We start from the raw sequence: 26,418 nt of genomic DNA, 5'->3' as shown, positions 1-26,418 counted from the left end.
TCAGGCCGGGGCGTTGGCAGTCCGGTAACGCCCCTCGTAATCGAATATTTTTTCCTTCACCTGCCAGAAGCGTCCCGACTTGCGGGCGATGACGAAATCCGGGTGACGGAACTGGTTTGCCGCGAGCATCACGCTCGCCAGGGTCGTGAATTCGGGCTCCAGGCCCGGGGCGGGCCAATGATGACGCACAAAGCGTTGTTGAAACAAGCGCTGTGCACCCCGGGAGTGAAAGGGGAAGTACTCCGTCAGGGTCAGGCCATCCTCGTCGTGGTAGGTCACCTCCAGCCGCTCCCCCTGCTTGCCTCGCCCAGGGCTCAGGGTCAAACCGGCGCAGCGGATCACCATGCAGTCCTTGAGATTGAGGGCCTCCTTGAGCTTGTCGTCAGGGTCCACCAGCAGCTGGTCACAGCGTTGGCAGCGACGGGCGGCGATGTCGTTTTCAGCGCCGCAACCGGGGCAGATCTTGGCGCGAAAGCGGTAGTCGCACTCCTCGCGGTTGCCCTCGTCATCTTCAAACAGTCCCTGACAGCGGCGGCCATAGTGCTCGATCACCTTGCCATCCTCGTCGGTCTTGCCCCAGAAGGTGTTGGCAAAGCCGCAGGCGGGGCAGGGCACCTGAACCGGCTCGGTGCCGGCGTGGGGCCTGGGCTCCCCCACTTCGGGGGCAAACAGGTTGAAGTTGTTGCCTGCGTAGTCGAGCACCAGGCAATCGCTCTTGCCGGGTGAGAGGCGCAGGCCCCGTCCCACAATCTGCTGGTAGAGCGACACCGACTCGGTGGGACGCAGCATCACGATAAGGTCGACGTGGGGGGCATCGAAGCCGGTGGTGAGCACCGCCACGTTGACCAGAAACTTGAGCTCGCGCGCCTTGAAGGCACTGATTAGAGCGTCGCGCTCCGGTCCCGGCGTCTCGCCGGTGACGAGGGCGGCCTGCTGGCCTCTGGCATCGAGCAGGCCATGAATTTCCCGGGCATGCTCGACGGTGGCGGCGAAGATCATCACCCCCTGCCGGTCGGCGGCATACTCCAGCACCTGGCTCAGGATATGGGGGGTGACCCGCTCCTGGCGCCTGATCTCGCCGTTGAGCTGCGCCTCGCTGAACAGGCCGTTCTCCCGCGGCACCAGCTTGCTGAAGTCGTAGTGGACGATGGGGGCGTCCACCAGGCGCGGCGGGGTCAGGTAGCCGTTTTTCACCATGAAGCGCAGGGGCAGTTCGAATACGCAGTCACCAAAGAGCCGCTCGCCGTGGCTCTTGACCATGCCGTGGTAGTGGCGCCGGTAGATCCAGCCCAGCCCCAGCCGATAGGGGGTGGCGGTGAGCCCGAGGATCTTGAGGGCAGGGTTGGCGGCCTTGAGATGCTCGATCACCTGGTGGTATTGGCTGTCGTCATCGAGCGAGACCCGGTGGCACTCGTCGATGATGAGCAGCGAAAACGCCCCGTCGAAGGCATCCAGATTGCGTGCCACCGACTGCACCGAGCCAAACACCACCTGGGCGCTCGCCTCCTTGCGATCCAGCCCGGCGGCGAAGATGTCGGCCTTGAGCCCCCACGCCTCGTACTTGGCGTGGTTCTGCTCCACCAGCTCCTTGACGTGGGCCAGCACCAGCACCCGGCCACGGGCCTTGCGCGCCAGCTCGGCGATCACCAGGCTCTTGCCGGCCCCGGTGGGCAGCACCACCACGGCGGGATCCGGGTGTTTGCGAAAGTGGTTGATGACGGCGTTGACCGCGTCGGTTTGATAGGGTCTGAGAACGAACATGGGGAACGGTTGTGGCGCAAGGTGGCGCCATTATAGGGATCTTGCGGGGAAAATGCAGCGAGGGGGGCGTGCTGACAGGAAGCGGGCCGGCAAGATGCCGGCCCGTGCAGGTCAGGGACCTCAGTGGAAGGGGAACAGGTAGTTGAGCCAGCTACCCATGCGCATCAGGATCTTGCGCATGATGGCCACGTGGTGGAAGTGCTCGGTATAGATGGCGGCCTGACCGCTGGAGCCCGCGATCACCTGGTAGTTTGCCCACTCGGGATCGGTGATCTCGAGCACGATGGGCAGGCGACCCGGTACCTGGGCCGAAGTCTGATCGATAAGACCCGCCTGTGCCTGGATGTTGCCCGGAGCCATGGCCGGGATAACGGACTGCACCTTGGCCTTGAAGATGCGACCCGGGATGCCGTCGAGCACGACTTCGGCCTCGTCACCCGCCTTGAGCCGCTGCATGCTGTTCTGCCAGAACCAGCCGACATAGGCATTGGCATCTTCATGAATGAAGGTCATCACGGGGCGGAACATGAAGGGGGCGGCAATCATGCCCGGGCGCAATGCCAGTTGCACGACATGACCGTCACTCGGGGCGTAGACCACGGTCTGCTCCAGATCGTACTTGGCGATGTTGAGCTGGGCACTCAGGTCATTGAGGGTCGCTTTCTGCTGATCTATCTGGGCGACGATGTCATCCACGTTGGCCTGGGTGACGTCGAGGTCGCGCTGTTTGCCGATGCCCCGTCGCATCAGCTCCTGGGCGCGATCCCTGTCCAGGCTGGCGGAGCGCAGGCGGGCGTCCAGAGCCTTCAGAAAATCGGTGTTGGAGGCGAGGCGCGCCGTTAGGCTGGCGACCTTCTCCTGGAAGGGCTCAGCGTCGATGCGAAACAGCACATCCCCTTTTTTGACCGGCTGGTTGGGCTTGACCGGGACGTCGGTGACACGCCCCTTGACCAGGGGCACGACCGGGGTGGAGACATAATAGTTGCGAGCCAGCTCGGAATAGGGGTGGTTGTAGTTCATCAGCATGATGAGTGTGCCGATGATGATGACGCCACCCAGCACGGCGGTCGGCACGGTCCACTTGTTGAGCGGGATCTTGAAGATCTTGAAAATACCTATGCAGAGGGCTGTATAGGTGAGAATAAGTAGCAGGTCCATTGGGCGTTACCTATTTGTCGGTCTGTTCGAGCGTGGTCATGCGAGCCTGCAGTGCGGCCAGCTCCTCTTTGAGTGCGCTGATCTCGGTTTCGTCATGTTGTAGGCGTTGCGAGAAGCCCCAGCCGCGATCGGGGCGATAAATCGTGGCCCAGATCCAGAGGAAGGGCCAGAGCACGTGCAAGGTGAACAGGCTGACCCAGCCTGCTACGTGAATGGCGTCCTGGTGGGGGTGATTACGGTGCTTGGCAATTTCATATGGAATATCGTGAATGACGATAATGCCATAGAACATGACCAAGACGACAAACACCAGGATCCCCAGGGCAATGTAGTCAAGTACCATCGATTTCTCCCGTCTGAGTCGCTAACAATGCTTCGATTGTCGAGTCGAGGCTTCGGCAATAATGACAGCATATGCCGTCGGTGCAAGTCTGCAATCGGAGAGTTGGTGTGGCGGTACAGGCATGGTTCATCGGTTGCTCATTTAACACACAAAATTGATTTGGTTAGATAAAATCAAACAGCAATGGATGCCCGGGTAAGGTGAGAGGTGAACCTGATGAACGAATGGTGCAGTGGCAAAGGATGGCGGCTTGGCCTGTTGCTGATCTGCCTGTTGTGGTCCCGCCTCGGCTGGACCGCCGAACCCAGAATGGAGCCCAATGAGCAGGAGCGGGCACAGACCCTGGTCCTGCTTCATGAACCCATCGTCATGCTGACGGCTAAATATGGCAACCTGGATGGGGCGGCCAGGGTACGGCTGGCCCATGAGCGAGTTCAGCGGATGGAGCCAAGCGACCTCATGACGCCTGTGGCCGTGACGAAAGGCAGCCGATACGGCCAGGAGAGCCGGGAGTTTCTGGTCAATGGCAAGCGCATTCTGGTGCTGCTGGAAGGGGACCTTGATGAATTCGACGAGCTGACCCTGGATCAGGCGGCCGAACGTGTCCTGCATCGGCTCGACGGCGTGCGCATCAAGTATCTCGAGCTGCACTCGACCCCCTATTTGCTCAGAGCCGTTGGCTTGGCGGTGGTGGTCAGCCTGATCTTCTTCGGCCTCATCTGGCTGTTGCAGCGGGGGCATCGGCGAGTCAGAAAGTGGCTGGCCAACCGCCTGTTGCTGCAGAAGGGGCTGGTCCCCCACTCCTGGCGCCAGGTCACCGGGAATGTCGAGGTCCGCTTGCTCGGCCTCATCACGCTGCTGCTCATCTTCATGCTCACCTATGGCTGGCTGACCTATGTGCTCGGCCTGTTCCCCCAGACCCGGGCCTGGAGCGATCGGCTTGGGGAATCCCTGTTTGCCCTGTGTGGCGACATGCTGGAGGGCATGATTGCCGCCATGCCCGGTCTGGTGACCGTGCTGCTTATCGTGGTCATCGCCCGTTTCTTCATCAAGATGCTGGCCATCCTCTTCGACCGTATCGAGCGTGGCCAGTTCCGGGTGCAGGGGTTGCACGCCGAAACCATAGGCGCCACCCGGCGGCTGCTGTCAGTGGTGATCTGGCTGTTTGCCCTGACCGTGGCCTACCCCTATCTGCCGGGGGCGGATTCCGATGCCTTCAAGGGGATCAGCGTCTTCTTCGGTCTGATGGTGACACTGGGATCGGCCGGTATCATGAACCATGCCATGAGCGGCCTGGTGCTCATCTACTCCCGCGCACTGCGGCCAGGGGATCTGGTGCAGATCGGCGAGGTTGAGGGGATGGTGAGCGAGCTCAACGCCCTCTCGACCAAGCTGGTGACGCGCCAGGATCACGAGGTCACGCTGCCCAATGCGGTGGTGGTGGGTGGCAAGGTGGTGAACCTGACACGGCTGGCGGGCGAGAAGGGGGTGGCCCTGCTGACCAAGGTGACCATCGGTTATGACACCCCCTGGCGTCAGGTACATGCCATGCTGGAGCTGGCCGCGCGGCGTTGCACCCGGCTCAATCAGGATGAAGCTCCCCTGGTGCGGCAGTTGAATCTGCAGGATTGGTATGTGGAGTACGAGTTGCAGGTAAGAATGAAGGCGAACGAACTCCCTGCAGTGGTCAAGACGGAGCTCCATGGCCATATTCAGGATGTCTTCAACGAGTTCGGGGTGCAGATCATGTCCCCCAACTTCATTGCCCAGCCGGAACAGGCTGTGCTGGTGGCCAGGGAGCAGTGGTATCAGGCGCCGGCCCGGGCGCCCGATTCCGCCGAGCCCCCCGTCAGGGAGTGACCACAAAAAGCAGAGGCCCGGCAGCAATGCCGGGCCTATTGTCATGAAGAGAAGCTGATGCCTCAGCTCTCCTTGGCCTCTCTCAGTTGGGAGGGCCTGAATTTCACCAGGAAGGCGAGGGTGATGAGGGCGGTGCTCACCAGACCGATGATGGTGGAAACATTCATCTCGAGGCCGAAACCGATGGGGGCGTTGGCCAGGTAGGTGATGACCACTGCGGTCATGAAGATGGCGGGAATGGTGCATACCCAGTGCAGCTTGCCTTCCTTGATGAGGTAGGCGGCCGCAGCCCACAGCATGATGACGGCGGTGGTCTGGTTGGCCCAGCCGAAGTAGCGCCAGATCACCCCGAACTCGGCCTTGGAGATGATGAAACCAAGGATGAACATGGGGATGGCGATGAGCAGACGCTTGGCCATGGGCTTCTGGGTCAGGTTCAGGAAGTCCGCCACGATGAGGCGGGCGCTGCGAAACGCGGTGTCACCGGAGGTGATGGGCAGGATCACCACGCCGAGGATGGCCAGGATGCCGCCCACGGTACCTAGCAGGCTGGTGGAGACTTCGTGCACCACGGCAGAGGGGCCGCCGCTGGCCAGGGTGGCGTTGAGCGCCTCGGTGCTGTCGTAGAAGGAGAGACCCAGGGTGCACCAGATGAGGGCGATGATCCCTTCCCCTATCATGGCGCCGTAGAAGATGAAGCGACCGGAGCTCTCGTTCTGCATGCAGCGCGCCATCAGCGGAGACTGGGTGGCGTGGAAACCGGAGACGGCACCACAGGCGATGGTGATAAACAGCAGCGGCCAGAGCGGCAGGTCCGTCGGGTGCAGGTTGGAGAAGTCCATCCCGGTGTTGTAGAAGCCCTTGCCGGAGACGATGAGGCCGATGATGAGGCCGACCGACATGAAGACCAGCAGCGCGCCGAAGATGGGGTAGAAGCGGCCGATGATCTTGTCGATGGGGACGATGGTCGCGAGGATGTAGTAGGCGAAGATGGCCGCAATCCAGTAGACCAGATCGGTGGAGGTGAGGTTGGCGAGCAGGCCCGCCGGGCTCAGGACGAAGACCACGCCCACCAGCATCAGGAGCACCACGGCAAAGAGGTTCATGAAGTGCTTGGCGGCGGTGCCCAGGTGCTCACCGACCACGGTCGGCACCGAGGCGCCCCTGGCGCGTACCGACAGCATGCCGGAGAAGTAGTCGTGGACCGCACCGGCGAAGATGCAGCCAAAGACGATCCAGAGCATGGCGACCGGACCATAGAGGGCACCCAGGATGGGGCCGAAGATGGGGCCGACGCCGGCGATGTTGAGCAGTTGAACCAGGTAGACCTTCTTGTCCGACATGGGGACATAGTCCACTCCGTCCGCCATGGTGATGGCGGGGGTCTTCAACTCGGGTTTGGGCCCGAATATCCGTTCGATGAATTTGCCGTATACGAAGTAGCCGGCTATCAACAAGCCGACACAGAGGAAGAACCAGATCATTGCTACGCTCCTGCTTTGTTATTTTTTGGTGTGCGCAGCCAGTGTAGGGGGGGATTTCTGTTAACGGCAGGTGAAAGAGGGTGAGCGGCGACATGGCGACCCGAGCGGTTGTCCGCTGTGATCCGGCGCACACCGCGCCCCGCTTTATTCCAGTCCCAGCTCGTCTTTGAGCTCCTTGAGGTAGCGGCGGCTGACCGGTACCCGGGCCCCGCTTGGGGTCACGATCTCCGCCAGTTGATTCTCCAGCAGCCGGATTTCGAAGATGGCGGTCGGGGCTACCAGATACTGGCGGTGACAGCGCAGCAACGGGGTCTTCTCCTCCAGGGATTTGAGGGTGAGCTGGGTGTGAAACAGCTCGCCCTGGCAGGCGACATGGACGCCGCCGAGATCGGAGAAGGCGTACTCCACCTGGGAGGTTGGGAGCAGCCGTACCCGGTTGTGCAGGTATCCGGGGATATGGTGGATGGTCGGGGCCAGGGTCCCGACCGGTTGCGGGGTGATGTCCTGCCTGAGCCGCGCCAGGGTCTTGGCGAGGCGCGCCGGCTCCACCGGCTTGAGCAGGTAGTCGAAGGCGTTCTCCTCGAAGGCCTGGATGGCGTAGTCGTCGAACGCGGTGACAAAGACGATGCGGGGCAGGGGATCGAGCATGGCCACCAGCTCCATGCCGCTGAGCTTGGGCATCTGGATATCGAGAAACACCACATCCGGCTTGAGTTGCTGGATGAGGCCGAGCGCCTCGATGGCGTTGCCCGCCATGCCCAGGATCTCGATGTCGGGATCGCTGGCCAGCAGCTCTGCCAGCTCCTCGCGGGCATAGGGCTCGTCATCGACGATCAGGGTGCGGATCATGTCATCTCCTTGGCGGTGGTGCGGGGTTGTCGTGGGAGCGTCAGGGAGACCCGGGTCCATTGCTCTGGCTCCCACTGGACGTCAATGCCATAGCGCTCGCCAAAGGCGCTCTTGAGGCGCTTGTCCACCAGGCTCATCCCCAGACCATCCCCCTGGCCGGATGGTTGCCAGGCCCCGGCGTTGTCTTCGACGCAAAGGGTGATCGCCTCGGGGGTCTCCCTCGCGAAGAGGCGAAGTCGCCCCTCTCCCAGCAGGGAGCAGATGCCGTGCTTGATGGCATTCTCGATGAGGGGCTGCAGGGTGAAGCTCGGCAGTTGCACCTCGGCAAGGTGGGGCGGGATCTCGTTGATGACGGTGAGCCGCTCGCCAAAGCGGGCCTGCTCTATCTCCAGGTAGGAGAGGCAGTGCTCCTGCTCCTCCCGCAGCGTGGTCAGGCCGCTCTGGCGCTTGAGGTTGTTGCGAAAGAAACGGGAGAGGTGCAGCAGCAGCTCCCGTGCCCGTCCCGGATCGCGGCGGGTAATGGCGCTGATGGTGTTGAGGGTGTTGAACAGGAAGTGGGGGTTTATCTGTGCCTGCACCAGCTTGAGCTCGGATTGCACCAGCAGGCGCTGCTGCTGCTCCAGGCGGCCTGCCAGCAGCTGCTGGGACAACAGGTTGGCGATCCCTTCTCCCAGGGTGTGATTGATCTTGAGGAAGAGCCGCTTCTTGGGCTCATAGAGTTTGATGGTGCCGATCACCCCCTCGTCACCCTGCAGGGGGATCACCAGCACGGAGCCGAGCTGGCACTGGGGGGAGATGCTGCAACGATAGGGCTGGCTGTTGCCATCGGCGAACAGCACCTTGTTCTGGGCGATGGCTTGCAGGGTGATCGCCGAGGTGATGGGGGTGCCCGGCTTGTGGTGATCTTCTCCGGTGCCGATGAAAGCGAGGATCTTGTCGGTGTCCGTGATGGCGACGGCGCCGACGCCGGTCTCTTCCTGAACGATATGGGCTATCTTGCCGCTGGCCTCTGGAGTGAACCCCTGGCTCATGATGCCGACGGTGCGATTGGCGATGGTGAGCGCCTTGGCGGAGAAAACCCGGGAGAACTTTTCGTACATCCGCTGCTGATCGCGGATCATGCTGATGAAGAGCGCCGCCCCGCAGGAGTTGGCGAGGATCATGGGGGTGGCGATGGTGCGCACCAGCAGCAGGGATTTGTCGAAGGGGGTGGCGACCAGCAGGATGATCACCATCTGCATGATCTCGGCCACGAAGGTGGTGAAGAAGGCGACCCTGGGCGCAAAGAGGTCATTGACCCTGCCTACCCGCATCAGCCGCCAGTGAACCAGCCCCCCCAGCAAGCCTTCGCAGGTGGTGGAGATGGCGCAGGCGAGATCGGTGAACCCCCCCAGGGTATAGCGGTGCAGGCCGCCGGTCAGCCCCACCAGGCATCCCACCAGGGGGCCGCCCAGCAGTCCCCCCAGTACGGCACCGACCGCCCGGGTGTTGGCGATGGCATCATCGATGTCGAGGCCTACATAGGTTCCCAGGATGCAAAAGCAGGAGAAGATGACATAGATGAGCACCTTGTGGGGCAGCCTGACGGAGTAGTTGGCCAGGGGACGCAGCAGGGGGCTTTTGGAAAAAAGGTAGGCGATGACCAGGCTGACGCTCATCTGCTGGAGCAGAGAGAGGACTAGTTGCATAAAAAAGCTTCCTCAAACACCACGCCGGAGCCGGGCGTTGTCATGACGCAGGGTGAGCCTGAGCCCGTCTTGATGCGGGCTGCGGGCTGAACGCTGCGGCAGTTTGCCAGAATGGAAAAATAAAACCATATAAAATCAGCACGTTAAATTGATATTTGTGTAACCTGCGCCCGCTTGATATTGCTGATGCGAGCATGAAGGTATCCACCGGATACGCCACACGGAGGTGGCATGCTCCGCCCGGCCATCGGCTGGGCGTTTTTTATCCAGCTCCAATGGTGGACGATTTAGAGGGGACCTGAGCAATTATTCAGGTTTGTCCAATGAGTTATCCCCAGCTTCTGGGGATAACTCAGAAGGCGAAATAGTAACAGACCCGCCGACCCAGACCGAAAAAGGCGCGTTGCGCGTCGTCCAGCTCTTCCTGTCTGAGGGTGGCGACGATGCTTCGCGCATCTTCCCGCAGATCGATCATGGCCACCCCTTCCGGTCGCTGCCCCTTGAGGTAGGGCAGCACCTTGGGTCTGAGGGGCATGCTGGGCTCGGTGGAGAGCACCAGGGCCAGGGCATCGTCATCCAGGCGCACCAGGGAACCCGGCGGATAGACCCCCAGCACCTTTATCAGCAACCTGACCTGGGTTTGCTCGAACTTCTTCTGGGAGAGCTTGTAGAGCTGGCCGATCACCTGGCTGGGTCCCGGCGGGTTGAGGCCGCTGCGCGGGTGAAGCAGCTCGTCATAGTGGTCCACCAGCCCGATGAGGCGGGCGAGGGGGGGGATCTTGTCGCCCTTGATCCCGAGGGGAAAACCGCTGCCATCGAGGCGTTCGTGATGCAGGTAGGCGACCTCGCGGATCCTGGGTTCGAAAGCCTGCAACTGGTTGAGCATCTCCAGTCCGTACTGGGGGTGCATGTTGAGGAAATTCTGCTCCGCCTTGCTGAGCTCCCCCCGCTTCTGGATGATCTGGCTCGGGATCCTGAGCTCGCCGATGTCGTGGAGCAGGCCCGCCAGACCGGTCTCCTCGATCTCGACGGGATTCATGCCAAGCTCCCGTGCCATCAGCATGGCGATGAAGGCCACGCTCAGGCTGTGTTGCAGCAGGGTATCCGTGTTCTGGCTGCGGATGAGGTGCAGACCGAGCGGCCCCTGGTGTTCTGCCAGACGGGCGGCGGTGCTGCGCACTATCTGCGCGGTATTGGCCAGGCCTTCGTCCGGTTTGAGGTTGAGGGCGCCAAGGGCGTCGCGAAGATCTGACAGGGATTGACCGAACGCCTTGTCCGCGATGCGAAGGGAGCGCCTGAACGCCTTTTCGTCGAAGGTGGGGCCCTCAGAAGAGGAGGTGGTATCCCCGGTGTCGCTCATCTCAAGAGAGGGGACGGGTTCGGCCCGCAGCAGGGGCTCGACCGGCAGATCGCTCTTGTCGGGATCCACCATCAGCAGGGTCAGGTCGAGGTGGCGGATGATGTCGAGCTGTTGCTGGTCCTTGATTTTGAAGGCGTTGAACATGAAAGGGTGGCTCGTCCATCCCGTGGGAAGATGGATGTAGTGGCCGACTCTCAACTGCTCGATGGAGGCCTGTATCAGCGCCATGGACTAGCTCTTCTGTCGAATTTGCCTATCAACAAGCTAGCAAAATTAAACAGATAGACAAACAAAAAAGCCCGCGCATGTGCGCGGGCTCTTGTCATCCGTGGCGTTTATCAGGCCTTGGATTTTTTCTTGTTGTCCACCTTGGTGTCGACCTTGGCTGCAACCGGGGCGGCAGCAGGGGCTTCCTCGATGAAGGGACGGCCGTAGTAGGTGTCCATCAGGATGGCTTTCAGCTCGGTGATCAGCGGGTAGCGCGGGTTGGCGCCGGTGCACTGATCATCGAAGGCTTCCAGCGCCAGCTGGTCTACCTTGGCCAGGAAGTCCGCTTCGTTCACGCCGGCTTCGCGGATGGAGGCCGGGATCCCCAGGGTGGCCTTCAGCTCGTCCAGCCAGGTCAGCAGCTTCTCGATCTTGGCGGCGGTACGGTCACCGGCAGCGGTCAGGCCCAGGTGGTCAGCCACTTCGGCGTAGCGACGGCGAGCCTGCGGACGGTCGTACTGGGAGAACGCGGTCTGCTTGGTCGGGTTGTCGTTCGCGTTGTAGCGGATGACGTTGCTGATCAGCAGGGCGTTGGCCAGACCGTGGGGGATGTGGAACTCCGCACCCAGTTTGTGGGCCATGGAGTGGCACACACCCAGGAAGGCGTTGGCAAACGCGATACCGGCGATGGTGGCGGCGTTGTGCACCTTCTCGCGGGCAACCGGGTCGTTGGCGCCGTTGATGTAGCTGGAGGGCAGGTAGTCCTTCAGCAGTTTCAGGGCTTGCAGCGCCTGACCGTCGGAGTATTCGTTGGCCAGCACGGAGACATAGGCTTCCATGGCGTGGGTCACGGCGTCGATACCACCGAAGGCGCACAGGGACTTGGGCATGCCCATCACCAGGTTGGCATCCACGATGGCCATGTTCGGGGTCAGCTCGTAGTCGGCCAGCGGGTACTTCATGCCGGTGGCGTCGTCGGTCACGACCGCAAACGGGGTCACTTCAGAACCGGTACCGGACGTGGTGGTGATACAGACCAGTTCGGCCTTCACGCCCATTTTCGGGAACTTGTAGATACGCTTGCGGATGTCCATGAAGCGCATGGCCAGGTCTTCGAACGCGGTGTCCGGGTGCTCGTACATGACCCACATGATCTTGGCGGCATCCATGGGTGAACCACCACCCAGGGCGACGATCACGTCCGGCTTGAAGGAGTTGGCCATCTCGGCGCCCTTGCGGACCACGGACAGGGTGGGGTCGGCTTCCACTTCGTAGAAGATCTCCACTTCCATGTTCAGCTTCTTGAGCAGGCGCACCACTTCATCTGCATAGCCGTTGTTGAACAGGAAGCGGTCGGTCACCACCATGGCGCGCTTTTTACCTTCCAGGTCGCCCAGGGCGATCGGCAGGGAACCACGACGGAAGTAGATGGATTTCGGAAGTTTGTGCCACAGCATATTTTCTGCCCGTTTTGCGACTGTCTTCTTGTTGATCAAGTGCTTGGGACCGACGTTCTCGGAGATGGAGTTACCGCTCCAGGAGCCGCAACCCAGGGTCAGGGACGGGGCCAGCGCGAAGTTGTACAGGTCACCGATACCACCCTGGGTGGAGGGGGTGTTGATGAGGATACGGGCGGTCTTCATCTTGTCGCCGAAGTACTTGATGCGGTCGGCATTGCGATCCTGGTCGGTATAGAGACCGGAGGTGTGGCCGATACCACCGATGTTGACCATGTCGCAGGCCATTTCGACGGCTTCTTCGAAGTTCTTGGCACGGAACATACCCAGGGTCGGGGAGAGTTTTTCGTGAGCGAACTCGTCTTCTGCGCAGAGTTCCAGACCTTCACCGATGAGGATCTTGGTGGTGGCAGGCACGGTCACACCGGCCATGGCGGCGATCTTGGTAGCAGGCTGGCCCACGATGTCGGCGTTCAGGGCGCCGTTGATCAGCAGCACTTTACGCACCTTGTCCGCTTCGTCCTTGGAGAGGATGTAGCCGGCGTGGGTCGCGAAACGCTCCTTGACCTGGTTGTAGATGGAGTCGACCACGATGACAGCCTGCTCGGAGGCACAGACCACGCCGTTGTCGAAGGTCTTGGACATCAGGATGGAGGCGACGGCACGCTTCACGTCGGCGGTTTCGTCGATGACGATGGGCACGTTGCCCGCACCCACGCCGATGGCGGGTTTGCCGGAGGAGTAGGCGGCCTTCACCATGCCCGGGCCACCGGTGGCCAGGATCAGGTTGATGTCGTCGTGACGCATCAGGGCATTGGAGAGTTCGACGGAGGGTTGATCAATCCAGCCGATGATGTCTTTCGGCGCACCGGCAGCCACGGCAGCATCCAGTACCAGCTTGGCAGCGGTATTGGTGGAGTTCTTGGCGCGGGGGTGCGGGGAGAAGATGATGGCGTTGCGGGTCTTCAGGGAGATGAGGGCCTTGAAGATCGCGGTGGAAGTCGGGTTGGTGGTCGGTACGATACCGCAGATGATGCCTACCGGCTCGGCGATGGTGATGGTGCCCATCTCGTCATCTTCACTGAGGATGCCGCAGGTCTTCTCATCTTTGTAGGCGTTGTAGATGTATTCGGAGGCGAAGTGGTTCTTGATAACCTTGTCTTCGATGATACCCATGCCGGATTCAGCCACGGCCATCTGGGCCAGGGGGATACGGGCGTTGCTGGCGGCCAGAGCGGCGGCGCGGAAGACCTTGTCTACCTGCTCTTGCGAGAAGCTGGCGAATTGACGCTGTGCTTCTTTGACGCGGGCAACCAGTGCATCCAGTTCAGCCAAATTGGTTACTGCCATGTTTATCTCCTGATGATTTGAAAACTGTTTAGTAAGACCTTGGCAATGCCCGGCAATTATAGCCACCTTGTCAAGGCGAGAATCACCATAACGGGGTATTTACATGCCTTAGTAAACTGTTTTCTGACTCGATTATAGGGTCGGGATGTGTCAGAAAAGATTGATCTGGATCATATGTAACAAAAGAACAAAAGAAATTCTGTTTCACCCCTTGTCGCACCACTATGTTACGGGAGTGTGTCATCCTTTCTTGGCATCACGAGCTGCTGTCACGCGCCCTTTGAATATCTGCTCAGGGAAGGGGATCCGATGAATTCTCGCCTTGACCGGTATGGGGGAGGCGGTATCGCCGTGTTGGTGGTAGAACGTCCACTCCCTTGACGTTTCATTTATGTTGAGAAAGGGGTTGTTGTTTTCATCCAGTCGCCCTGGCGAAACAGCACATCTGGCGGTGGCAGGGAGCGCGTCACCTCTTCACCGCCGGCCCCACTGGCGCCGCACCAGGGTGAGAAAGGCCAAGAATCGGGGTCACAGGAGCGGGTGGGGGCGGCAAGCAGGTGTGGTGAGAAGCAAGGGTGCCATTTGCCGAAAATATCGTTTCTTGGCTGAGGGTTGATATAACGCGCTGCCATGGCACCCGGCGATGTTAATGGCGGCCTCTCTCCCTTAACAACCCGATATGTTGAATTTTGTCGATACATTAGCGGAACTAACTAAAAAGCCCCGGTAAGGGTGAGATTATTTGATTGGAGAAGGGAAAAGCCATGGTGTAAATTTACGCGCAGTTTGGGGGCTGGCCCCTTGTGGCTCGTATTGGTTCTGGATGGCGCCTATGGCAGCAATAGACTTCTCTTTATACCTGAAATTTTTCGTCGGCCTGTTTGCGATCATCAACCCGCTGGGTCTGTTGCCGGTCTTTGTGAGCCTGACGGGCCACATGTCGCCGGAGGAGCGACGCAAGACCAACACCACCGCCCACATTGCCGTGATGATCATCCTGATGGTCTCCATGTGCATGGGACAGCTCATCCTCGACAGTTTCGGCATCTCCCTGGCGTCGTTTCGTATTGCCGGTGGCTCGCTGATCACCCTGATCGCCTGGTCCATGCTGCAGGGCAAGCTGGGGGAGGTGAAGCACAACAAGCAGGAGAAGGGTGAACTGGCTGCGCGTGAATCCATTGCCGTGGTGCCCCTGGCACTGCCGCTGATGGCCGGACCCGGTGCCATCTCCTCTTCCATCGTCTATGCCAGCCAGAAGACCCTGCCCCAGATGGCCGGCATGTTCGTGGTGGTGGTGGCGTTTGCCTGCTGCTCCTGGCTCATCTTCCGCGCCGCTCCCCTGCTGTTCAAGCTGATGGGCAACACCGGCATCAACGTGGTGACCCGTATCATGGGTCTCATCATGATGTCCCTTGGCATCGAGATCATCGTGGCGGGCATCAAGGGAGTCTTCCCCGGTCTGGTGTGAGCCAGGTCCGTTTTTGTCGGAGCCGGTCCTTGTGACCGGCTTTTTATTGTTTCTTTTTTGTTGGTCATTTCCTAGAATCGAGCGGCCTTGTACGAAAAACGACCGCTACGGGATATTTAAATGCTGAATAAATGGTTTTAAGTTGTTTTTTTGACCATGAAAGCGGCCTGTTCCTGATGATATCTATTGCATTATCAGAATTGTCAGGGAATTATGCGGGCAGCGAGGTGTTTGTCTCGTGGATAACAAATGCATGGAATGTTCTTGTTGGAGTATGGAAATGACTCATAGAAAAACAATTATTAATACCCTTTTATTGACTGCACTTTTCGGTGGCGCCACCCTGGCTCACGCCGCCGATGTCCCCGCCGGTACCAAGCTTGCTCCCGAGCAAACCCTGGTGAAGGGCAATGGTTCCGAACCCGCCACCCTGGATCCGCACAAGACCGAGGGAACGGTAGAATCCAATATCCTGCGCGACCTGTTCGAGGGGCTGGTCACCTCCGGCCCCAAGGGTGAGACCCTGCCCGGCGTCGCCGAGTCTTGGGAAACCAAGGACAACAAACATTACGTGTTCCACCTGCGCAAGGATGCCAAGTGGTCCAACGGGGATCCCGTCACCGCGCATGACTTCGTCTTTGCCTTCCAGCGCGCGGTGGATCCCAAGACGGCCTCTCCTTACTCCTGGTACATGGAGATCCCGACCATCGTCAACGCCACTGACATCATCGCGGGCAAGAAGCCGTCCGACACCCTGGGCGTGAAGGCGGTGGACGATCACACCTTCGAGGTGCAGCTGGAGAAGGCGGTGCCTTACTTCGTCAGCATGCTCTCCCACACCACCACCTATCCGGTCCCGAAGAAGGTGATCGAGAAGTTCGGTGATAAGTGGACCCAGCCCGGCAACATGGTATCCAACGGCGCCTACGTGCTGAAGGACTGGGTGGTCAACGAGCGCGTCGACGTCGAGCGCAACCCGAACTACTGGAACAATGGCAAGACCGTCATCAACAAGGTGACCTACCTGCCCATCCAGTCCACCAACGCCGAGCTGAACCGCTATCTGGCTGGCGAAGTGGATCTGACCTACAACATGCCCATCGAACGCTTCAAGCAGATGAAGAAAGAGCTGCCGGACGAAGTGAAGGTGAGCGGCTATGTGGGCACCTACTACTACACCTTCAACACCAAGCGCAAACCTTATGACGACGTGCGGGTGCGTACTGCACTCACCTACGCCATCGATCGCGACGTGATCGCCGACAAGGTGATGGGCAAGGGTGAGACCCCGGGTTATGCCCTGGTGCCCGACTTCGTGGACGGCTTCAAGCCGGTGGCACCATCCTGGTCCAAGCTGACCCAGGCAGAGCGCGATGCCAAGGCGAAAGAGCTGCTGACCGAAGCCGGTTACGGCCCGGGCAACCCGCTCAAGTTCGAGCTGCTCTACAACACCGACGACAACCACAAAAAGGTGGCCGTGGCCGTCGCCTCCATGTGGAAGAAGCTCGGCGTGCAGGTGAGCCTGGTGAACCAGGAGTGGAAGACCTATCTGGAGACGCTCAAGCAAGGTCAGTTTGATGTGGCCCGTCGTGGCTGGATTGCCGACTACAACGAAGCCTCCTCCATGCTGGATCTGATGCAGACCACTCACGGCAACAACGACGGCAAATACTCCAACCCGACGTTCGACAAGCTGATGAGCGAGTCCCGCAACCAGGTGGATGCCGAGGCGCGCAACAAGCTCTATGTCCAGGCCGAAGAGATCCTGGCCAAGGACATGCCGATCGCCCCCATCTATCAGTACGTGACCTCCCGCATGGTCAAGCCCTACGTGGGCGGCTACCCGGCCAACCCGCTGGACAACATCTACAGCAAAGACATGTACATCGTTGCTCACTGAGTAAAGAAACAAGTCGCATAACAAGCAGGGCCCGCCAGACGGCGGGCCTTTATTACAACCGCGACCCTTTGGAAGCAGTACAGGACAGGAAATGTCTATGTTGAAATTCATCCTTAAACGTCTACTGGAAGCGATCCCGACTCTGCTGGTCTTGATCACCGTCTCCTTCTTCATGATGCGCTTCGCCCCGGGTAACCCCTTCACCAGCGAACGCGCCCTGCCGCCGGAAGTCCTGGCCAACATCGAAGCCAAATATGGCCTGGACAAGCCCATCGGCATGCAATACCTCACTTACCTCGGCAACCTGGTCCAGGGGGATCTGGGGCCCTCCTTCAAATACAAGGACTTCACCGTCAATGATCTGGTGAGCCAGGCCCTGCCTGTCTCCGCCAAGATAGGCTCGGTCGCCTTCCTGCTGGCGGTGACCCTGGGGGTCACCTTCGGCACCATTGCGGCCTTGAAACAGAACACCCTCATCGACTACCTGTTGATGTCGTCGGCCATGGCCGGGGTGGTGATACCCGGCTTCGTGCTGGCACCGCTGCTGGTGCTCTTCTTCAGTATCTATCTGGGCTGGTTCCCGGCGGGGGGCTGGCAGGGGGGCGGCGCCCAGTTCATGGTACTGCCGGTGTTCGGCATGATGATGTACTACATCTCGGCCATCTCCCGCATCATGCGCGGCAGCATGATCGAGACCATGAACTCCAACTTCATCCGTACCGCCCGCGCCAAGGGGCTGCCCCTGCGTCACATCATCCTCAAGCACGCGCTGCGCCCGGCCATGCTGCCGGTGGTCTCCTATCTGGGACCGGCCTTCGTGGGCATCATCACCGGCTCCGTGGTCATCGAGACCATCTTCGGCCTGCCGGGGATTGGCCAGCTGTTCGTCAACGGTGCCCTCAACCGTGATTACTCCATGGTGCTCGGTCTGACCATTCTGGTCGGCGCCCTCACCATCACCTTTAACGCCGTGGTCGATATTCTCTATGCCGTCATCGATCCCAAGATCCGTTACTAAGCCGGGAGTACATCATGGTAGTCACAACTGAAAAGCGCGAAGCCGTCGAGGCGTTCGCCCAGAAAGTGGAAGTGGTGGAAGGACGCTCCCTGTGGAAGGATGCCCGTCGCCGTTTCCTGCGCAACAAGGCGGCCCTGACCAGCCTCATCATCCTGACCATCATCGGTCTGGCGGTGATCGTGGGGCCCCACCTGTCCCAGTACACGTTCGATGACCCGGACTGGGGGGCCATGCAGAGTGCCCCGGACATGGAGACCGGCCACTGGTTCGGCACCGACAGCCTGGGGCGCGACCTGTTCGTGCGTACCCTGCTGGGCGGACGCATCTCCCTGATGGTCGGCATCATGGGGGCCCTGGTGGCCGTCATCATCGGCACCCTCTACGGCGCCGCGTCCGGCTTCATCGGCGGTCGCGTCGACAGCCTGATGATGCGGGTGCTGGAGATCCTCAACGCCTTCCCCTTCATGTTCTTCGTGATCATGCTGGTGACCTTCTTCGGTCGCAATCTGGCCCTCATCTTCCTCGCCATCGGCGCGGTGAGCTGGCTCGACATGGCGCGGATCGTGCGTGGCCAGACCCTGAGTCTCAAGAGCAAGGAGTTCATCGAGGCGGCCCACGTCTGCGGCGTCTCCAAGTGGAAGATCATCACCCGTCATATTGTGCCCAACGTGCTCGGCATAGTGGCGGTTTACGCCACCCTGCTGGTGCCGGGGATGATCATGTTCGAATCCTTCCTGAGCTTCCTGGGTCTGGGCGTGCAAGAGCCCATGACCAGCTGGGGCGCCCTGCTGGATGAAGGCTCCAAGTCGATGGAAGTGGCCATCTGGCAACTCCTGTTCCCCGCCGGTTTCATGGTGGTGACCCTGTTCTGCTTCAACTTCCTCGGGGATGGTCTGCGTGATGCCCTCGATCCCAAGGATCGGTAAGACGCAAGCAATGCCGTAGGACCCGTCCGCTGGTCACATAGCGCCAGCGGGATGGGCAGGCCTGCCTCATGACAGATCGATAAGGAGTGTTTATATGAAATTACTGGATGTGAAAGATCTGCGGGTCGAGTTCAAGACCCCGGACGGCAATGTGGTGGCCGTCAACGACCTCAACTTTTCTCTTTCTGCCGGCGAAACCCTCGGGATCGTCGGGGAGTCCGGCTCCGGCAAGTCCCAGACCGCCTTTGCCATCATGGGGCTGCTGGCCAAGAACGGTGTCATCACCGGCTCGGCCAAATTTCAGGGGGACGAGATCCTGAATCTGCCGGAGCACAAGCTCAACAAGATCCGCTCCGAGAAGATCGCCATGATCTTCCAGGACCCCATGACCTCGCTCAACCCCTACATGAAGGTCAAGGATCAGCTGATGGAAGTGCTGATGCTGCACAAGGGGATGACCAAGGCTGCCGCCTTTGAGGAGTCGGTGCGCATGCTGGACGCGGTGAAGATCCCCGAGTCGCGCAAGCGGATGAACATGTACCCCCACGAGTTCTCCGGCGGCATGCGCCAGCGGGTGATGATCGCCATGGCGCTCCTGTGCCGCCCGCAGCTGCTCATCGCCGACGAGCCGACCACGGCGCTGGACGTGACGGTGCAGGCCCAGATCATGACCCTGATGAACGAGCTCAAGCGCGAGTTCAACACCGCCATCATCATGATCACCCACGACTTGGGCGTGGTGGCTGGCATCTGCGACAAGGTGCTGGTGATGTACGCAGGCCGGACCATGGAGTACGGCCGGGTCAACGATATCTTCTATCGCCCGAGCCACCCCTATACCGAAGGCTTGCTGCGCGCCATTCCCCGCCTCGACACCGAAGGGGAAGAGCTGCCCACCATTCCGGGCAATCCGCCCAACCTGCTGCGTTTGCCCACCGGCTGCCCCTTCCAGGAGCGTTGCCACCGGGTGAGCGAGATTTGTGGCCAGCAGTCCCCCATCCTCACCCCGTTCAATGACGGGCGGGAGCGGGCCTGCCACTGGGTATCGGATGCCATGATCAAGGGAGTGAACTAAATGGGTACTGACAAGAAACTGCTGCTGGAAGTGTCCGACCTCAAGGTTCACTTCCATATCAAGAGTGACAAGGCCTGGCCCTGGGCCAAGCCCTCCGCCCTGAAGGCGGTGGACGGGGTGACCCTGCGCCTCTACGAAGGGGAGACCCTGGGCGTAGTGGGGGAGTCCGGTTGCGGCAAATCCACCTTCGCCCGTGCCCTCATCGGTCTGGTACCGGCCACCGACGGCAAGGTGGTGTGGCTTGGGCAGGACTTGACCAAGCTCGAGCAGAACGCCCTGCGGGAGAAGCGCAAGGAGATCCAGATGATCTTCCAGGACCCGCTGGCCTCCCTGAACCCCCGCATGACCATAGGCGACATTATCGCCGAGCCCCTCATCACCTTCTACCCGACCCTGGCAAGGGAAGAGGTGAAGGAGAAGGTGCGCGCCATGATGACCAAGGTGGGTCTGTTGCCGAACCTGGTGAACCGTTACCCCCATGAGTTCTCCGGCGGCCAGTGCCAGCGCATCGGCATCGCCCGGGCGCTCATCCTCGAGCCCAAGATGATCATCTGTGACGAGCCGGTCTCGGCGCTGGATGTCTCCATCCAGGCTCAGGTGGTGAACCTGCTCAAATCCCTGCAAAAGGAGATGGGGCTCTCCCTCATCTTCATCGCCCACGACCTCTCCGTGGTCAAACACATCTCCGATCGGGTGCTGGTGATGTACCTGGGCAACGCGGTGGAGCTCGGGACCGGCAAGGAGATCTTCGCCAATCCCCTGCACCCCTATACCAAGGCGCTGATGTCGGCGGTCCCCATCCCGGATCCGGATCTGGAGCGCAGCAAGGTCATCCAGATCCTGGAAGGGGACTTGCCATCCCCCATGAATCCGCCCTCCGGTTGCGTGTTCCGCACCCGCTGCCCGGTGGCAGGCCCGGAGTGCGCCAAGACCCGGCCCCAGCTCGAGGGCAACTTCGACCACGCGGTTTCCTGTCTCAAGGTGGATCCGCTCTGAGAACCTGTTAACGATCTTGCTGTGAGGCCGTGATCAAGGCTCATGCGCTGCTCGCTTGTTTGTAACAAAGAGTGCTCATGTATTCATATACATTCCGGTTCCTGCGCTGCTCTTTACCTTGTTGACGACCTCTCGCGACAGCTCGTAAACAGGTTTTAAGGAGAACCGTATCGAGAAGGGCGCGTGCTGGCGCCCTTTTTATTGCATGGGGGATAAGATGCCTCTTGGCGCCAGCGGTTGTCGCTGCTACTATCCGCCGCACAAGGGGAGTAACTTCTCGCCGGTTTGTCGTCATTACGGTGCACCCATATCCTGCAGTGCACCCGGCAGCCGGGCAGTTGACGCAAGTCGGCTGTAAGTGAGACCTTGCCGAGAGGCAAGGTGTATCTGCTCCAAACGCGAACCCACTGCCTCCCGGCCGTGGGTTTTGTCGTTTTGGGAGACGTGAAAATGGGTGAATGGTGGATGTGGACCGGTTTCTTCAGCATAGTGCTGGTCCTGTTGTGGATTGATATCCGCTTTGTCGGTGGCGGCAAGGCGCACAAGGTGTCGCTGAAAGAGGCGGGCATCTGGTCTCTCATCTGGGTCAGCGTGGCGCTCCTGTTCAACCTGGCCATCTGGCTCTGGCTGGATCACAGTGCCGGGCGCGAAATCGCGAACCAGAAGGGGCTGGAGTTTCTCACCGGCTACCTCATCGAAAAGGCACTGGCGGTGGACAACGTCTTCGTCTGGCTGATGCTGTTCGGCTACTTCGCCATCCCGGCGGAGCTGCAGCGTCGGGTCCTGCTCTACGGAGTGCTGGGGGCCATCGTGATGCGCGCCGGCATGGTGTTCGCGGGCAGCTGGCTCATCGAGCAGTTCCACTGGATCCTCTACCTGTTCGGGGCTTTCCTGCTGCTGACCGGTGCCAAGATGCTGTGGGCGGCCGACAAGGAGCCGGATCTCGAGAACAATGCCCTGATCGGCTGGATGCGTCGTCGCTTCAAGGTGACCGAGACGCTGGAGGGGGAGAAGTTCTTCGTCTGGCGTGACGGTGTGCGCTACGCGACCCCGTTGCTGCTCATCCTGGTGCTGGTGGAGGTGAGCGACCTCATCTTCGCGGTGGACAGTATCCCGGCCATCTTCGCGGTGACCACGGATCCCTTCATCGTGCTCACCTCCAACATCTTCGCCATCATGGGGCTGCGCGCCATGTACTTCCTGCTGGCCGGGGTGGCCGATCGCTTCGCCCTGCTCAAATACGGCCTGGCGCTGATCCTGATGTTCATCGGGGTCAAGATGTTGCTGCTCGATATCTTCAAGATACCGACCGGCATCGCCCTTGGCGTGGTGGCGCTGATCCTGCTGGCCTCCATGGGGCTGAGTCTGCTGATGACCCGCAAAAAGGCGGCGTGAACGGCGCAGTAAAAAGGGCTCCCTCGGGAGCCCTTTTTCATGTCAGCAATTTGCTTAGCGCTTGATCTTCTTGGGGTTGGTGTAGCCCCAGACGGTGTACATGTCCGCCAAGAGGGCACCGTTGTACTCCTCCAGATCAGATTGTTTCACTTCGGCATCACCCTGGCGTCCGAACAGGACCACCTCGTCACCGGGTTTGATCCCCTTGATGTCGGTGACGTCCACCATGGTGGTGTTCATGGAGGTCTTGCCCACGACGGGGGCCTTCTGGCCATGGATCAGCACATAGGCCTTGTTGCTCATGGCGCGGCGGTAGCCGTCGGAGTAGCCCATCGGCAGGTTGGCCAGCAGGGAGTCGCGCTTGAGGGTGAAGGTGCGGTCATAGCCGACGGTGTTGCCCGCCGGGTAGTGGTTGACGGAGGCGACCTGGGTCTTGAACGCCATCACCTTCTTGTACTCGGTGTAGGAGGGAATGGTGTCGCCATAGATGATGCCGCCCGGGCGCACCATGTCAAAGTAGGCTTCCGGCACTTCCAGGGTGGCGAAGGAGTTGGCGGCGTGGATGGTGAGCTTGCTGCGATCCAGCTTGCCGGCGTCGATGAGCCACTGGTAGTCCAGCTTGAACTGGGCCAGCCCCAGCTTGACGTCCTCTTTCTCCTCCACCGGGAAGTGGGTCATGATGCCGACCGGGGTGATCCCCTTGAGCTTGAGCATGGCCAGGGCATCGGCCTTGGCATCGTCCTGGCGCAGATCGATGCCGTTGCGGCTCATGCCGGCGGAGTTCAGGCCGATGTGCACCGGGATGTTGGTGTGATGGCGCTGGGCGATGTCGGCGATCCCCTTGGCGCTCTCCAGGCTGCCGATGAGCTCTTCCAGCTTGTAGGGCAGGGCCTGCTCCACTTCATCCGGGGTGGCGGCACGCACCCGCATCAGGCGACCTTCGAAGCCCTTCTCGCGGGCCACGCGGGCCTCTTCGTTGCTGGCGATGCCGATGCAGGGGATGCCTGCCTTGACCACCGAGGGGACCAGCAGGTCGATGCCGTGACCGTAGGCGTCCGCCTTCATGATGGCGCAGATCTGCGGGCCCTTGTCACCGAGGCGATTCTTCAGGGTCTGGATGTTGTGCTCGAAGGCACCGAGATCCACTTCCAGCCAGGCGTTGGCGGCGGTCTGTTCCTGACCGTTGCGGTGGTCGTCGGCGAGCGGCAGATAGGGGGCGGCGACCGCCTGGCCGGCCAGCAGGCCAAAGATCAGGGTCGCGAGCAGTGTTTTCTTGTGCATGGGGCAAGTCCTTTCTTATTGTCTTGAGTTGAGGCTGGGCTCATCGCTGAGGCGAGCTGCGGCAGGGCTGGTCATAGCATGTTGCTATGCTAATGATATATTTCACTTTTTATCCAGATGCCGACTCTGGGAGTGTATCTCAACGGCGTCAATCGTGGCACGTGTTGCAGGAAGAAAATATGAAGCTGACGTTGCGGATTCCACCGCTGCTGCTGTTCGTCGTCATCGTGCTCGCCATGTGGCTGGGGCGGGGCGAGGGGAGGGCTGCGCCCCTGTGGCTGGTGCTGGTCGCCACGCTGTGGCTGGCGGGAGCCCTGCTGGGAGGCGGTGCGCTTCTGCATTTCTGGCAGCAGCGCACCACTGTGCACCCCCAGCGGCTGGAGAGCAGCCGGGTGCTGGTGACTCGGGGCGTCTATCGCATCAGCCGCAATCCCATGTACCTGGGGCTGCTCTGCTGGACCCTGGCGCTGGCGTGCTATCTGGGAGGCATGGCAGTGTGGCTCGGGCCGCTGCTGCTCTGGGGCTGGCTTACCCGCTTCCAGATCCTGGCAGAGGAGCAGGCGCTGCGGCGGCAATTCGGCGATACCTATGACGACTATTGCCGACAGGTCAGGCGCTGGTGCTGAGGCGCGGTGTGCCCCATCAGGCATATGACAACGGCCCGCAGAGGCGGGCCGTTGCCATGGGGGTCAGGGGATCACGCCTTGGCGGTGTCCACCTCGCCGAGGGGGGCGGTCTCACTCAGGCTGTCTTCGCTCTTGGCCACCACGCTCGCGGCGATGGCGTTGCCCAGCACGTTGGTGGCGGAGCGCCCCATGTCGAGGAAGTGGTCGATACCGAGCAGCAGCAGGATGCCCGCTTCCGGGATGTGGAACTGGTTGAGGGTGGCGGCAATCACCACCAGGGAGGCGCGGGGCACCCCGGCCATTCCCTTGGAAGTAACCATCAGCAGCAGCAACATGGTGATCTGCTGGGCCGTTGAGAGCTCGATGCCATAGGCCTGGGCGATGAACATCACCGCGAAGGTGCAGTACATCATGGAGCCGTCCAGGTTGAAGGAGTAGCCCATGGGGAGCACGAAGCTGGCGATGCGCTTGTCACAGCCAAATTTCTCCAGCCTGTCCAGGGTCTTGGGGTAGGCGGCCTCGGAGCTGGCGGTGGAGAAGGCCAGCAGGATGGGCTCGCGGATGAGGGCGAGCAGGGTCAGGATGCGGCGGCGGATGAAGAGGCTGCCCATGGCGATGAGCAGCAGCCAGAGGCAGCCGAGCGCCAGATAGAACTGGGCCATGAAGGTGCCATAGGTGGCGAGGATGCCGAGCCCCTCCTTGGCGACCATGGCGGCGATGGCGCCAAACACCGCGAACGGGGCGAAGTTCATCACGTAGCCGGTCACCTTGAGCATGATCTCGGCGCCGCTGGCCATCAGTTTGACCACGGGCTTGGCGTCGTCCCCCAGGGCGGCGGCGGCCAGCCCGAAGAAGAGGGAGAAGACCACGATCTGCAGGATCTCGTTGGTGGCCATCGCCTCGACCACGCTTTTCGGGATGGCGTGGGTCACGAAATCCTTGAGGGAGATGGCGGTGGCAACCACGCCGGAGCTGGCGCCGTCATCGGGCAGGGAGAGGGAGAGCCCCACCCCAGGTTGCATCAGGTGGACCATGACCAGCCCCAGGGTCAGGGACATCAGGGAGGCGAGCATGAACCAGCCCAGAGTCTTGACGCCGATGCGGCCCACGGTGCGGGTGTCGCCCATCTTGGCGATACCGACCACGAGCGTGGTGAACACCAGGGGGGCGATGATCATCTTGATGAGGCGCAGGAAGATGTCGGTCAGCAGGGTGATGTCATCGGCAAAGCCTGCGGCCTGTGCGGGCGCGAGCAGGCGATAACCCTGCCCGGTCACGATGCCAAGCAACATCGCAATGAGGATGGCAACGGTCAACTTGTTCATTTTCATGGGGGAGTTCCGGTTTCGATAGGTGCAATGCCTGTGCAGGCGGCGAGGGGCCGCCTCAGTCCTTTTTTGTGATCCGGGCGGTGGAATCCAGACAGCCGGTGTGCTGGAGCATGCCTAATCGCGAAGGGGAAATCCAGTGACTTGTTTCGGAGTTTTGCGCTGTTGTTAGCTGCATTTGATATGCATCTTGTGATTTATTTGTATTAATCGCTGTTTATTTTAATTTTTGCGAGATAAACGGCTTCCATGCTCTGTGCGTCCCGGGGGCTGGCCTCCAGGGTGAAGACGAGCAGGGCCGAGGTGCGATGTTCCACCTGCATGTCGTCCATGAAGGTGTCTGGCTCGTACTCGTCGAACCCGAATTGGGGGCGGGTCGGGGTGACCCTGACGGCATCTCGCGACAGGGTCAGCGTCTCGACCTGAATCCAGGGGTATCCCTTTGCCAGTGCCACCTCACCGGCCCGCTTGAGCACGTATTTGCGCGCCGTTTCCCTGTCCACCAGATCGTTGCCCACAAACTCCAGTTGCCAGCGGGCCGGGCCAAGCTGGGTCTGTGAAAAACCGGTCTGGCCATTCCAGAACGATTTTTCACTGTCATAGGCGGTGGCGCAGCCCGCGAGCTGGCCGACCAGCAGGACGCTGAGGGCAAGGGTGCAGAAAGTACGAAGGGAAGGCAACATGATGCGGGCCGCTTGGCAAAGGGGGTTTTACTACAGCACAAAGGGATCGGAGAGACAATCGCGGTGGAAGACCATAAAAGAAAAGGCCTTGTCGTCTGACAAGGCCTTTCTCGGGGAATTTGGTCGGTGTGAGAGGATTCGAACCTCCGACCCTCTACACCCCATGCAGATGCGCTACCTGGCTGCGCTACACACCGACGGAGTC

At 60.7% G+C, this 26,418-nt stretch carries 20 protein-coding genes and 1 tRNA gene; 9 read left to right on the top strand and 12 right to left on the bottom strand.

Annotation, left to right across the window (positions count from 1 at the left end; translation table 11 throughout):
• From AB5Y68_RS04670 to AB5Y68_RS04660, 3 genes are all read right to left on the bottom strand, one after another.
• Nucleotides 1–1,761, bottom strand: a complete 1,761-nt coding sequence (locus tag AB5Y68_RS04670) for a DEAD/DEAH box helicase (protein ID WP_039038993.1) — start codon at nucleotides 1,759–1,761, stop codon at nucleotides 1–3.
• 120 nt (nucleotides 1,762–1,881) lie between these two features.
• Nucleotides 1,882–2,919, bottom strand: a complete 1,038-nt coding sequence (locus tag AB5Y68_RS04665; protein ID WP_039038992.1) for an HlyD family secretion protein — start codon at nucleotides 2,917–2,919, stop codon at nucleotides 1,882–1,884.
• Between the two features lie 10 nt (nucleotides 2,920–2,929).
• Entirely contained in the window at nucleotides 2,930–3,262 is a 333-nt protein-coding gene (locus AB5Y68_RS04660; protein WP_039038991.1) for a DUF3302 domain-containing protein, read from the bottom strand.
• 216 nt (nucleotides 3,263–3,478) lie between these two features.
• On the opposite strand from AB5Y68_RS04660, the gene AB5Y68_RS04655 reads away from it, so the two are divergent.
• Nucleotides 3,479–5,122: a mechanosensitive ion channel family protein gene (locus AB5Y68_RS04655; protein WP_039038990.1), complete on the top strand. Its 1,644-nt coding sequence runs from the start codon at nucleotides 3,479–3,481 to the stop codon at nucleotides 5,120–5,122.
• Between the two features lie 62 nt (nucleotides 5,123–5,184).
• Here the strand turns inward: AB5Y68_RS04655 and AB5Y68_RS04650 are convergent, their stop codons facing one another.
• From AB5Y68_RS04650 to adhE, 5 genes are all read right to left on the bottom strand, one after another.
• Nucleotides 5,185–6,606, bottom strand: a complete 1,422-nt coding sequence (locus tag AB5Y68_RS04650; protein WP_039038989.1) for a carbon starvation protein A — start codon at nucleotides 6,604–6,606, stop codon at nucleotides 5,185–5,187.
• A 144-nt stretch (nucleotides 6,607–6,750) separates the two neighbouring features.
• Nucleotides 6,751–7,455 (bottom strand): two-component system response regulator BtsR, encoded by a 705-nt coding sequence (gene btsR, locus AB5Y68_RS04645; protein WP_039038988.1) that lies wholly within the window; start codon nucleotides 7,453–7,455, stop codon nucleotides 6,751–6,753.
• Nucleotides 7,452–9,143, bottom strand: coding sequence for a sensor histidine kinase (locus AB5Y68_RS04640; protein ID WP_039038987.1), 1,692 nt, complete (start codon nucleotides 9,141–9,143; stop codon nucleotides 7,452–7,454). The genes btsR and AB5Y68_RS04640 overlap by 4 nt, the downstream gene beginning before the upstream one ends.
• 352 nt (nucleotides 9,144–9,495) lie before the next feature.
• On the bottom strand, nucleotides 9,496–10,731 hold the full coding sequence (locus AB5Y68_RS04635) for an HD-GYP domain-containing protein (protein WP_039038986.1): 1,236 nt from the start codon (nucleotides 10,729–10,731) through the stop codon (nucleotides 9,496–9,498).
• 110 nt (nucleotides 10,732–10,841) lie between these two features.
• Nucleotides 10,842–13,517: a bifunctional acetaldehyde-CoA/alcohol dehydrogenase gene (adhE, locus tag AB5Y68_RS04630; RefSeq protein ID WP_039038985.1), complete on the bottom strand. Its 2,676-nt coding sequence runs from the start codon at nucleotides 13,515–13,517 to the stop codon at nucleotides 10,842–10,844.
• Nucleotides 13,518–14,349: 832 nt separating this feature from the next.
• Between adhE and AB5Y68_RS04625 the strand changes: the two genes are divergently transcribed.
• From AB5Y68_RS04625 to AB5Y68_RS04595, 7 genes are all read left to right on the top strand, one after another.
• Nucleotides 14,350–14,985 (top strand): YchE family NAAT transporter, encoded by a 636-nt coding sequence (locus tag AB5Y68_RS04625; protein WP_010674328.1) that lies wholly within the window; start codon nucleotides 14,350–14,352, stop codon nucleotides 14,983–14,985.
• Nucleotides 14,986–15,265: 280 nt separating this feature from the next.
• Nucleotides 15,266–16,885: an ABC transporter substrate-binding protein gene (locus tag AB5Y68_RS04620; protein ID WP_039038984.1), complete on the top strand. Its 1,620-nt coding sequence runs from the start codon at nucleotides 15,266–15,268 to the stop codon at nucleotides 16,883–16,885.
• A gap of 97 nt (nucleotides 16,886–16,982) precedes the next feature.
• Nucleotides 16,983–17,903 carry an oligopeptide ABC transporter permease OppB gene (oppB, locus tag AB5Y68_RS04615; protein WP_010674330.1) on the top strand — a complete coding sequence of 307 codons (921 nt, stop codon included), beginning with the start codon at nucleotides 16,983–16,985 and terminating at the stop codon, nucleotides 17,901–17,903.
• Between the two features lie 14 nt (nucleotides 17,904–17,917).
• Nucleotides 17,918–18,829: an oligopeptide ABC transporter permease OppC gene (gene oppC, locus AB5Y68_RS04610; RefSeq protein WP_010674331.1), complete on the top strand. Its 912-nt coding sequence runs from the start codon at nucleotides 17,918–17,920 to the stop codon at nucleotides 18,827–18,829.
• Between the two features lie 94 nt (nucleotides 18,830–18,923).
• Nucleotides 18,924–19,904, top strand: coding sequence for an ABC transporter ATP-binding protein (locus AB5Y68_RS04605; RefSeq protein WP_039038983.1), 981 nt, complete (start codon nucleotides 18,924–18,926; stop codon nucleotides 19,902–19,904).
• Entirely contained in the window at nucleotides 19,905–20,900 is a 996-nt protein-coding gene (gene oppF, locus AB5Y68_RS04600) for a murein tripeptide/oligopeptide ABC transporter ATP binding protein OppF (protein ID WP_039038982.1), read from the top strand.
• Nucleotides 20,901–21,350: 450 nt separating this feature from the next.
• The gene (locus tag AB5Y68_RS04595) at nucleotides 21,351–22,295 is read left to right on the top strand and encodes a TerC family protein (RefSeq protein WP_039038981.1); all 945 of its coding nucleotides are present in this window, start codon (nucleotides 21,351–21,353) and stop codon (nucleotides 22,293–22,295) included.
• A 54-nt stretch (nucleotides 22,296–22,349) separates the two neighbouring features.
• Here AB5Y68_RS04595 and alr read toward each other — a convergent pair whose 3' ends face one another.
• Nucleotides 22,350–23,576 carry an alanine racemase gene (alr, locus tag AB5Y68_RS04590; RefSeq protein ID WP_039038980.1) on the bottom strand — a complete coding sequence of 409 codons (1,227 nt, stop codon included), beginning with the start codon at nucleotides 23,574–23,576 and terminating at the stop codon, nucleotides 22,350–22,352.
• Between the two features lie 179 nt (nucleotides 23,577–23,755).
• Between alr and AB5Y68_RS04585 the strand changes: the two genes are divergently transcribed.
• Nucleotides 23,756–24,202, top strand: coding sequence for an isoprenylcysteine carboxylmethyltransferase family protein (locus tag AB5Y68_RS04585; protein ID WP_039038979.1), 447 nt, complete (start codon nucleotides 23,756–23,758; stop codon nucleotides 24,200–24,202).
• Nucleotides 24,203–24,273: 71 nt separating this feature from the next.
• Here the strand turns inward: AB5Y68_RS04585 and AB5Y68_RS04580 are convergent, their stop codons facing one another.
• The 3 genes from AB5Y68_RS04580 to AB5Y68_RS04570 form a co-directional block, all read right to left on the bottom strand.
• The gene (locus tag AB5Y68_RS04580; RefSeq protein WP_039038978.1) at nucleotides 24,274–25,533 is read right to left on the bottom strand and encodes a dicarboxylate/amino acid:cation symporter; all 1,260 of its coding nucleotides are present in this window, start codon (nucleotides 25,531–25,533) and stop codon (nucleotides 24,274–24,276) included.
• A gap of 203 nt (nucleotides 25,534–25,736) precedes the next feature.
• Complete coding sequence (locus tag AB5Y68_RS04575; RefSeq protein WP_039038977.1) at nucleotides 25,737–26,213, bottom strand: hypothetical protein; 477 nt, start codon at nucleotides 26,211–26,213, stop codon at nucleotides 25,737–25,739.
• A gap of 120 nt (nucleotides 26,214–26,333) precedes the next feature.
• Nucleotides 26,334–26,410, bottom strand: a tRNA-Pro gene (locus AB5Y68_RS04570).
• Between the last annotated feature and the right edge of the window lie 8 nt (nucleotides 26,411–26,418).

This window comes from Aeromonas sp. R6-1, from assembly GCF_040908165.1.
Lineage (GTDB): Bacteria > Pseudomonadota > Gammaproteobacteria > Enterobacterales > Aeromonadaceae > Aeromonas > Aeromonas caviae.
This window is presented reverse-complemented; position numbering and strand designations above follow the sequence as displayed.